The following is an 8,722-nucleotide window of genomic DNA, read 5'->3' on the forward strand; positions in this document are numbered from 1 at the left end:
GAGTGCCTAAAAGAGAGCTTAAAACATGAACATCGCAAGCGAATGTTTGGCTGGATAGCGGAGTTCGCACTTACCCAAAATTAGTTTCACACCCGTTTCACAATTGTGAAACGCCGAGACAATTTTTGGGAAAATAAGGTGCGAAAATACGCCTCGTCAGATGTAAAAAAATCCCATCATCGAATGGATGACAGGATTCTTTTTGACGATGGCGGAGAGGCAGGGATTCGAACCCTGGAAGGGCTATTAACCCTCGCCGGTTTTCAAGACCGGTGCTTTCAACCACTCAGCCACCTCTCCGCAGAGGATTTCACTGCTTTGCAGTGGAATTAAAAAAGCCTGAAACCATGTGATTCCAGGCTTAAAATATGGCGGAGGGACAGGGATTCGAACCCTGGGTAGGGTATTAGCCTACGCCGGTTTTCAAGACCGGTACTTTCAACCACTCAGTCATCCCTCCAAAATCTCAGGAGAAACATCGCTGCAGCGCCTGAGACGAGATGCATGTTACTGAAATTTTCTGTCGAGTCAACGGCCTGTGCTTGATTTGCCACCCCAGACCAGTATCCTTACCAATATCCGTAGAACTTTATCGGGAAACACCTACAGGGAGACTCCAGTATGGCCCAATCACCCTCACCCTATGTAAGAGAGCAGGCTGTACAGCCTGGTTTAGATATAAGTGTTAACAAAGTTATTAAGAACACTTATATGCTGCTGAGCATGACCCTGCTCTTCAGTGCTGGCACCGCATGGCTCTCCATGAGCATTGGTGCCGGTTTTGTAAACCCCATCATGTCTCTGGTTATCAGTATCGGTCTGCTGTTTGCCCTGAATGCAGCTCGAAACAGCATCTGGGCACTACCTCTGGTATTCGCCTTCACTGGCTTCTTCGGCTACACACTGGGGCCGGTTCTGAGCGTTTACCTGTCTAACCCGGCTCTCACCGGCATTCTGATGTCTGCCCTGGCCTACACCGCCTTTATCTTCTTTGGCCTGTCGGCTTATGTGTTTGTCACCAAGAAAGACTTCTCATTCCTGCGCGGCTTTGTATTTGTCGGCCTGCTGGTTCTGATTGGTGCTTCCATCCTCGGCTTCTTCGTGGATATCTCCGGTCTGAGCCTGGCCATCTCCGCAGGTGCTGTACTGCTGGCTTCTGCCCTGATCCTGTTCGACACCAGCCGCATCATCCGTGGCGGTGAAACCAACTACATCATGGCCACCGTAAGCCTGTACCTCGACATTTATATGCTGTTTGTTCACCTGCTGAACCTGCTTACAGTCCTGAGCGGTGACGACTAATAAATAAGCACGACACGCCTCTTTGAAGAAAACCTCGCTCCGGCGAGGTTTTTTTTTTCTTGTGTTAGACTTTCGCGCCTCACAGATTGATACCGCTCTATGAACTACACACTGGTTATCCATGGCGCACCGGCGTCCTCACAAGCCTGCCAAACCGCATTGAGCTTTGCACAAGCCGCTGTGAAGCGCGGCCACAGCATTTACAGGGTTTTCTTCCTGGGGGATGCCGTTCATACCGGCTCCAGCCTCACTGTTCCGCCACAGGGTGAAGCAAACCTTCACCAAGCCTGGAAAGAATTTGGCGAAGAGCACCAGATAGATATGGTGATCTGCATTTCGGCAGCACTGAAGCGAGGCCTTCTTGATGAATCCGAAGCCACCCGCTACGACAAAGCTGCCAGCAATATAGAAGCACCATTCACTATCTCCGGCCTTGGCCAGCTGATAGACGGCACTGCAGCGGCTGACCGCACCATCACCTTTGGCAACTGACTTCAGAGAGAACAATTATGAGCAAAATCTGCATCGTCAGTTCCCACAGCCCTTACAGTTCAACCTCCGTACGCGATGGTATTGAAAGCCTGCTGGTCGCTGCCTCTTTTGATATGGACGCCTCCCTGCTGGTACTGGGAGATGGGATTCTGCAGCTGTTAAATAAACAGGCTCCAGAGTCGCTGCCCCAGAAAAACACAGGATCTCTGCTGCAGGCGCTGGAAATTTATGGTGTGGAGAGCATCTATGTTTGCGAGCAGGATTTGGTTGATCGCGGCCTGACACAAGATGACCTCATTCTTACGCCCACTATTATTTCCCGATCCCAGGTTCCATCCCTTCTGCAGGAGCAGGACAGCATCCTGAATTTCTAATGGCCTACCTACACACCATAAATAAAAGCCCGGAGCATCCGGCACTGACCCAGGCAACAGTTGCACTGAATACTGGCGATACTTTGCTTTTTATCGAAGATGGGGTGAACGCCCTTATAGCAGGCAGCCTCAACGCCAAGGCCGTCAAAGATATAGCTGACACATATCCCGTTTACTGTCTGAAGGCTGATGTTCAGGCTCGGGGATTGATGAACCGTCTGCCAAACTGGGTGACTGTCGTAGATTTCGATGGCTTTGTTGCACTGACTGAACAGCACACAAAAACCCTCAGCTGGTTTTGATACATCATAAATAACGCACCCATGAAAAGCCTGAAGATAAACGACACTGAAATCCCACTCGACAATGATGGCTACCTCGTCAATCTGTCCGACTGGAATACCGACACCGCTCACGCCCTCGCACAGGATGAAAACATCTCTCTGGATGAGGCACACTGGGAGATCATCAACCTGATTCGCCAGTTCTACCAGCAATACGAACTGGCTCCCAGCCAACGCCCGATGGTGAGATATGTTAAGGAAAATTTGGGAGCAGAAAAGGGCAATAGCATGTATCTTATGAAGTTGTTCCCCGGAAGTCCGGCCAAAATCGTATCCCGTATTGCCGGGCTGCCCAGGCCAACAAACTGCTTCTAAATACACTGATTGAAGCAAGAGCAACACATTACAAGCACATCAGGGTTTTCTGTAGACGACACTCACCGGCAATTCTTCAGAACGAAGATTACAAGCGTTCATTTACCTATTGCCGGACTGTTCACAGCCCCCTATAGTGCGCTGCCTACGCGAATCCATGCCCCCGCAGGAACACACAACATTTCATGAGCCCCGTCACATTTATCTATGGCCCAATGAAATCCGGTAAGACGGCTCGTCTGATCGGTGATTTCTATGCACTGTCAGAAGACCACTCTGTACTGGTCATCCGTCCGGCACTCGATACCCGTTCACCGGACGACAAGGTAAAGAGCCGTAACGGCCGGGAACTGCCTTGCTTCGTTTTCGACTCTACGGAAACCGTTGTCGAAAAAATCCGTGAAAGCAAACCCACTTATGTTCTGGTAGATGAATCACAGTTTCTGCCAGAAGAGACCATCATGCGCCTGATTCGTTTGTCCATCACCGGAATCCGCGTGCGCTTTTATGGCCTGATGACTGATTATCGCGGTGCCACCTTTGCAGCATCGGAACTGATTACCCGCTACGCACAACAGCTCGATCCGCTGTTTGCCGACTGCAAATGCGGTGCACCTGCGCAATTCACCCGTTTTGTGGGTGAAAGTAACGGCCGAACGATTATCGTTGGCCATGATGAACAATACTTCCCTGTCTGCACCGAGTGCTTTTTGGAGGCTCAACAATGATTAACCAACAGACCAACCACTTCGTCGCGGTTGAAGCTAACATCGCTGCAGGGAAATCCACTCTGTTACCAGAGTTGGCCAAGGAGCTGGGCTGGGAGTCACTGAAAGAGCCAGTAGATGATCCACGCTTCACCGAGCTACTGGAAGATTTCACTAAGCACCCTCACGATGCGAACCGTCGTATTCGTTTTCAGAAGTACATCACCGAGCGTCGTGCAAACCTGGTGAAGCACCTGGATACCAGCAAGAACTACCTGATAGAACGCTCCCTGTACTCTGACCTGATTTTCTCCCAGGCCAACTTCCTGTCCATGGAACAACCCAGTGCCATGTATATGGATTACTACTACGACATCAAGCGCCGCCTGACTGAGTACCCACGCATCAGTGCTGTCGTATATCTTCGCACGACTCCGGAAGTGGCCTATGGACGCCTTCTCTCCCGTGCCCGAGATGCAGAAGATGGCACTCCACTGTCTTACATCAAAGACCTGCACAACTTCCACGAAGCCTGCCTGCCACAGATTTGCCGTGAGATGAACACCCCACTGCTAAATCTGGAGTGGGACAACTTCGGTTGCAAGAAAGAAGTTGCCCAGAAAATCCTGAGCATCATTGCCGAACAGGAAGAGCGTAACGTCGCTTAAGCTGACTCCGCTGTTGGACTGACTGGTTCTGCCTCAGGCTGGAACCAGTTCAACTTATCCCGCAGCGACACCACACTGCCCACAATAATCAAAGTTGGCGGTTTTACCTCTTCATTTCTAATCTTCTCAGCCATCGTCGCCAGTGTGCCCACCCACACTTTTTGCTTCTGCATTGTCCCCTGTTGCACCAAAGCAATCGGCGTATCAGAATCGCGTCCATGATCAACCAGCTTCTGACAAATCACTGACAAACCCAACAACCCCATGTAGAAGACGAGTGTCTGATTACCGCTGGCCATATCCTGCCAGTGCAAATCGATAGAGCCGTCTTTCAGGTGCCCTGTCACGAAACGTACAGATTGAGCATGATCGCGATGAGTAAGAGGAATACCGGAATAGCTGGCACAGCCGGAAGCAGCGGTAATTCCGGGAACTACCTGAAAGGGAATACCTTCAGACATCAGGGTTTCAATTTCCTCCCCACCCCGGCCAAAGATAAAGGGGTCACCTCCTTTAAGGCGGAGTACACGACGCCCCTCTTTTGCCAGTTTCGCCAATAAACGGTTGATCTCACCCTGGGGCACGGTATGACGATTACGGCGCTTACCGACATAGATTCTATCTGCATCACGACGGCACAGGTTCAGTACCTCATCAGAGACCAAACGGTCATAAAGCACTACATCCGCCTGCTGCATCAGCCGCAAAGCCTTAAAAGTCAGAAGATCCGGATCACCTGGGCCGCCACCGACCAGATAGACTTCCCCGACAGTTTGCTTGTTATGGCTGTCCAACTCCCTGGACATCAGCGATTCAGCCCTATCAATATTTCCATTTAATGCTGCTTCCGCAGCGGGGCCTGCCAGTACCTTCTCCCAGAAGTAACGGCGATCATTCAGATTATTAAAACGAGCCTTCACCCTCTTGCGGAACCGTCCAGACAATTCTGCCAAACGGCCATAGCCATGGGGAATAAGTGCTTCAAGGCGGGTGCGCAATATGCGCGCCAGCACCGGCGCCTTACCGGCACTGGAAAGAGCAACAACCAGAGGAGAACGGTCAATAATAGCCGGCATAATAGCATTGCCTAAGTCTGCACCGTCTACCACATTAACAAATAGATTGCGGGCTTTGGCATCCCGGGCAACAAGCTCATTCACCTGATTATCATCAGTGGCCGCAATCACCAGCTTGACATGGGGAAGAGACTCTTCTGATAGATGGGAAGACACATAAGGCTCTTGCACAAGCCAATGCTCTTTTCCTGTCAGCAAATCCTGTAATTCATCACAAATATCAGGAGCTACAAGACAGATATGAGCACCGGCAGACAACAGTAACCGAACTTTCCGAAGAGCAATATCCTGCCCCCCAACAACCAGTACAGTTTGCCCTTTTAACTCGAGGAACAGCGGCAGATAATTCATTGTTTTTATAGTCAACTACAAATGTGTCAACACTCTACCTGTTATCCATAGCTATTGACCAGCCCCGAGATTCCTTTCACCTCCTTCCCGTTGTATAGCCTTTGCCAGAGAAAACCTTGAACTTTGTTTTAGCCGCTTCCTTTCGTACATCCTCGTTATTCACTTTCTTCGCGGCCTGGTTCATTTTGGCGGCGACCTCTGCTTTCGAAACCGCCTCTGCGGGCTTACCAGTTTTCAGTACAAATCCTTTATTAGGGGCTGCGGGCTTACCAGGTACCACTCCACTATCCCAAAGCGTATCTGCAGGCCAAAAGTCCGGGTACTCCACAATCAGGTCAGGCTCACTGCCAAGGGTATAAACAGCACCTGCAGGCTCATGTTTTTTATTTTTTAACTTCCCGCGCTTCACCTCAAATTCAAAATGTTCCCCTTTGCTTGTATCAATCTGAAGATGCTCCCCTTCCCGCAGAGTCGGGTAGTTATCTACGATAGATTGGGTGAGAATATCAGCCAGCTGCTCCAGATTTTTGTATGGGCCTTCTTTGACAGCCAGCTCAAACTGTCCAACAGGCTCCAGCTCCACGGGCATGATGGAGACGGTGCTCCCGGATCCCGGCTCAATCTGAAGGCCATTAAACTGATGCTGCGCCATATAAATGCTTTTTGAGGGCCCGCTGCGCCACCCCAGTTCAGAGTTAGCCACCCACACTTTTCGTCCATCCGTGCCGGTTATCTCAAACTGCCACTTTTTGGATGGGGAGGTTTTGGCAATATATTGGTACAGGTCGTAGGAGAGGTCGATCCTGTTCTGGTTTTTCAAGTCATATTCGTATTCAACCGCCACATCGGAAATAGGCAGCCCCATTCGCTTTCTGATAACGGGTGCCGTCAAACCAGCACTTATCAACTTGCCGGACTCCAGATCCTTAAGACGTGGACGCACTTTTCCCCACAAGGCTGTTTTCTTAATGCCCAGATCAGGGTGGTAACCGGATGCCAACCAACCGGCATTCATCATCAACTGAGCCAGAGATGTCCAGCTGCGGGGAATGCGGTATAAGGTGCCGTCACTGTTATTGCCCCCTACCTGAAAGAGCCTGAGTTTCTTGATGCCTGAGAAGTCGTTCACACCTTCCAGAAAAACAGCCCCGTCTCCACCTGCCAGCTCCACCGTCCAGTAGCCATCCTTCGTCCAGTCCAGCTCAAGGGGTAAAAGCTGTATATCATTGACAAGCGCTGTAGCACGGCCGGTTTTCAAAACAGCAAGAATCGTATTCAGCACTTCTGGTTGGAACAGACTGATAACCTCGGAATCCCGACGCCGCTCAGGTAATTCCAGCCATACCCCGCCTCGCTCGCTATGAAAACGCACGCCAAGATGCAACCAGTGCCAGGTATGAGAGGCATCTCGCCACCCTACACGAACCCCGGCCCCACGGCGATCATGGAACGGTATGACATTCAGCCGACCAAGCTTCTGGTCAATCATTTCTCTGTGAATTGACAACAAGGAACATGTTACAGGATCCAGTCCAGAAGAAAGAGAGACAGGGTCTATCAGCGGGTTAGGAATAAATGCAAAGACAGTCCCCATATCCTGCTGCTCTACTGCCATAACCAACCTTGCACTGACACCAGCGAGATCAACTTCAACAGCCTGATTCCTTATGGAGCCCGACCACCAGCCATATTGATCAAGAAATGTCGACAGATACCAGGCACTTCCCCCCATGCCTACCGCTGTTCCCAGTCGCCCCAGCCAGAGGGGAATCGTTTGAGAAAGCCATTTTCCCTGAGGGAGATACCGATAGGCATCAAGAGACAACCTGTTGACGTAACTTACACCACCAAGCAAGGCGGCATTGAGAAGAAAGGGGTAAGGCGAGAATTCCTGAAGGTAAACAGAGTGGGAGCCAGCCCGCACCCAAAACCCTTCCGGGGTATTGGCAAAAACAGGAGGTTCACTCCAGCCTGCGGGAACCAGCAACACCAGAGAAAGAACCAGGACGCCCCATCCATATCCGCCTTTTTTCACCCACTAACCCCTTGTACCATGCTCGCCCTGTCCCTTCGATAAGGGCAGGGAATTTATATTCTTAACAACTATAAGGGAGGGGAGTTTAGGCTAAATCCAAAAAATCGTGAGAGAAACCTGCCTGTTCTTTGGCACTTTATCACTGCCAGCGGGTCTGCTCAGAAAAGAATTGCTCCTTTCCTCCCTCTATCAGCCCTTGAACAGTCACTGCGCGGTGGCTGGCTAAAATGACAAGAAGGCATATACCAGCTTCATTTCAGGGGGCCGTCATGGACAGGCAGAACGTAGGATCCATTAACATAGACAACGCAGCCCTCACCCAGAAGCTGCAAGAGCTCCAGAATGCCAACCAGGGCGATAGTGAAGTTCGTATCAAAGTGACTAAAAGCGGTGAGATTGAGGTTCGGGCCGATCAGGCCAGAGGTGCATTCGGCCGGTTTGGTATTGTCACAGGAAAAGTAAAAAACAAATCACTGAAAGAGCAGCAGAACCTTACTGACTACGTCCTTAAGCTCAATCCTTATGCTGAAAAAGAGATAAAGGGTCGATCGGTCATCACTGTTGATACAGCGCTTAAAGCTCTGAGCGTTACCCCTCCAGAGGCATCCCCGTTACAACAGCTGCGCGATATTGCCATGAGCGGTCATCCAAAGGCGGGGGAGCACATGCAGGCCCGGCTCTCTCAGGTGACAGACCTCACGTTAGTGCAAGACCTGCAAAGCAACCTTGCCCCACTTGCCCGTGAAAGCCGCCTCCCCCCAAACGGGCAGGCAGCCTATAAAGCCGTACAAACCCGTGGGGCTCAGCTTACCGGTGCCAAAATTGCTGAGGAAGCACTTAGCAGTGGAACATCCAACCCCTTACAGGCAGCAAGTACAGCTATCAACAAAACAAAGTTTTCTACACGTCCGCAGGCTAACAAGGCCCTTGTCACGGAGGCTCTGGGCGTCGCCAGACAGCTTATTCAACAGGCTCAACAGCAGCGAGCAGAGAACACGCCTCCACCATTGCCGGGCAATCATCCATCATCACGTACTGTAGACTCAGAACCTCAATCA

10 protein-coding genes and 2 tRNA genes are annotated in these 8,722 nt (G+C 50.8%); 8 read left to right on the forward strand and 4 right to left on the reverse strand.

All coding sequences use genetic code 11. The features are described 5' to 3' along the window. Positions 1 to 209 precede the first annotated feature (209 nt). A tRNA-Ser gene (locus tag E1189_RS04805) sits at positions 210 to 300 on the reverse strand. Positions 301 to 369: 69 nt separating this feature from the next. Beyond that, positions 370 to 460 (reverse strand) — tRNA-Ser (locus E1189_RS04810). Positions 461 to 621: 161 nt separating this feature from the next. Between E1189_RS04810 and E1189_RS04815 the strand changes: the two genes are divergently transcribed. From E1189_RS04815 to E1189_RS04845, 7 genes are all read left to right on the forward strand, one after another. Continuing rightward, on the forward strand, positions 622 to 1,302 hold the full coding sequence (locus E1189_RS04815) for a Bax inhibitor-1/YccA family protein (protein ID WP_155158917.1): 681 nt from the start codon (positions 622 to 624) through the stop codon (positions 1,300 to 1,302). Positions 1,303 to 1,401: 99 nt separating this feature from the next. Continuing rightward, a complete protein-coding gene (gene tusD, locus E1189_RS04820; RefSeq protein ID WP_155158918.1) occupies positions 1,402 to 1,794 on the forward strand; it encodes a sulfurtransferase complex subunit TusD in 393 nt (130 codons plus the stop codon). A gap of 17 nt (positions 1,795 to 1,811) precedes the next feature. Next, positions 1,812 to 2,168 (forward strand): sulfurtransferase complex subunit TusC, encoded by a 357-nt coding sequence (tusC, locus tag E1189_RS04825; protein WP_155158919.1) that lies wholly within the window; start codon positions 1,812 to 1,814, stop codon positions 2,166 to 2,168. Then, positions 2,168 to 2,470 carry a sulfurtransferase complex subunit TusB gene (gene tusB, locus E1189_RS04830; RefSeq protein WP_155158920.1) on the forward strand — a complete coding sequence of 101 codons (303 nt, stop codon included), beginning with the start codon at positions 2,168 to 2,170 and terminating at the stop codon, positions 2,468 to 2,470. Before tusC ends, tusB begins: the two co-directional genes overlap by 1 nt. Positions 2,471 to 2,491: 21 nt before the next feature. Continuing rightward, positions 2,492 to 2,827 carry a TusE/DsrC/DsvC family sulfur relay protein gene (locus tag E1189_RS04835; protein ID WP_155158921.1) on the forward strand — a complete coding sequence of 112 codons (336 nt, stop codon included), beginning with the start codon at positions 2,492 to 2,494 and terminating at the stop codon, positions 2,825 to 2,827. A gap of 185 nt (positions 2,828 to 3,012) precedes the next feature. Beyond that, positions 3,013 to 3,555 carry a thymidine kinase gene (locus tag E1189_RS04840; protein WP_155158922.1) on the forward strand — a complete coding sequence of 181 codons (543 nt, stop codon included), beginning with the start codon at positions 3,013 to 3,015 and terminating at the stop codon, positions 3,553 to 3,555. Beyond that, positions 3,552 to 4,202, forward strand: a complete 651-nt coding sequence (locus E1189_RS04845) for a deoxynucleoside kinase (RefSeq protein ID WP_155158923.1) — start codon at positions 3,552 to 3,554, stop codon at positions 4,200 to 4,202. Before E1189_RS04840 ends, E1189_RS04845 begins: the two co-directional genes overlap by 4 nt. Here E1189_RS04845 and cysG read toward each other — a convergent pair. Both cysG and E1189_RS04855 read right to left on the reverse strand, forming a co-directional pair. After that, positions 4,199 to 5,629: a siroheme synthase CysG gene (gene cysG / locus E1189_RS04850; RefSeq protein ID WP_155158926.1), complete on the reverse strand. Its 1,431-nt coding sequence runs from the start codon at positions 5,627 to 5,629 to the stop codon at positions 4,199 to 4,201. The genes E1189_RS04845 and cysG overlap by 4 nt on opposite strands. Before the next feature lie 76 nt (positions 5,630 to 5,705). Beyond that, positions 5,706 to 7,664: a hypothetical protein gene (locus E1189_RS04855; RefSeq protein WP_155158924.1), complete on the reverse strand. Its 1,959-nt coding sequence runs from the start codon at positions 7,662 to 7,664 to the stop codon at positions 5,706 to 5,708. A 269-nt stretch (positions 7,665 to 7,933) separates the two neighbouring features. Here E1189_RS04855 and E1189_RS04860 point away from each other — a divergent pair. Beyond that, a partial coding sequence (locus tag E1189_RS04860) for a hypothetical protein (protein ID WP_155158925.1) occupies positions 7,934 to 8,722 on the forward strand: 789 nt, incomplete at its 3' end.

It is taken from the genome of Parendozoicomonas verongulae (genome assembly GCF_009711465.1).
GTDB classification, from domain to species: domain Bacteria; phylum Pseudomonadota; class Gammaproteobacteria; order Pseudomonadales; family Endozoicomonadaceae; genus Sansalvadorimonas; species Sansalvadorimonas verongulae.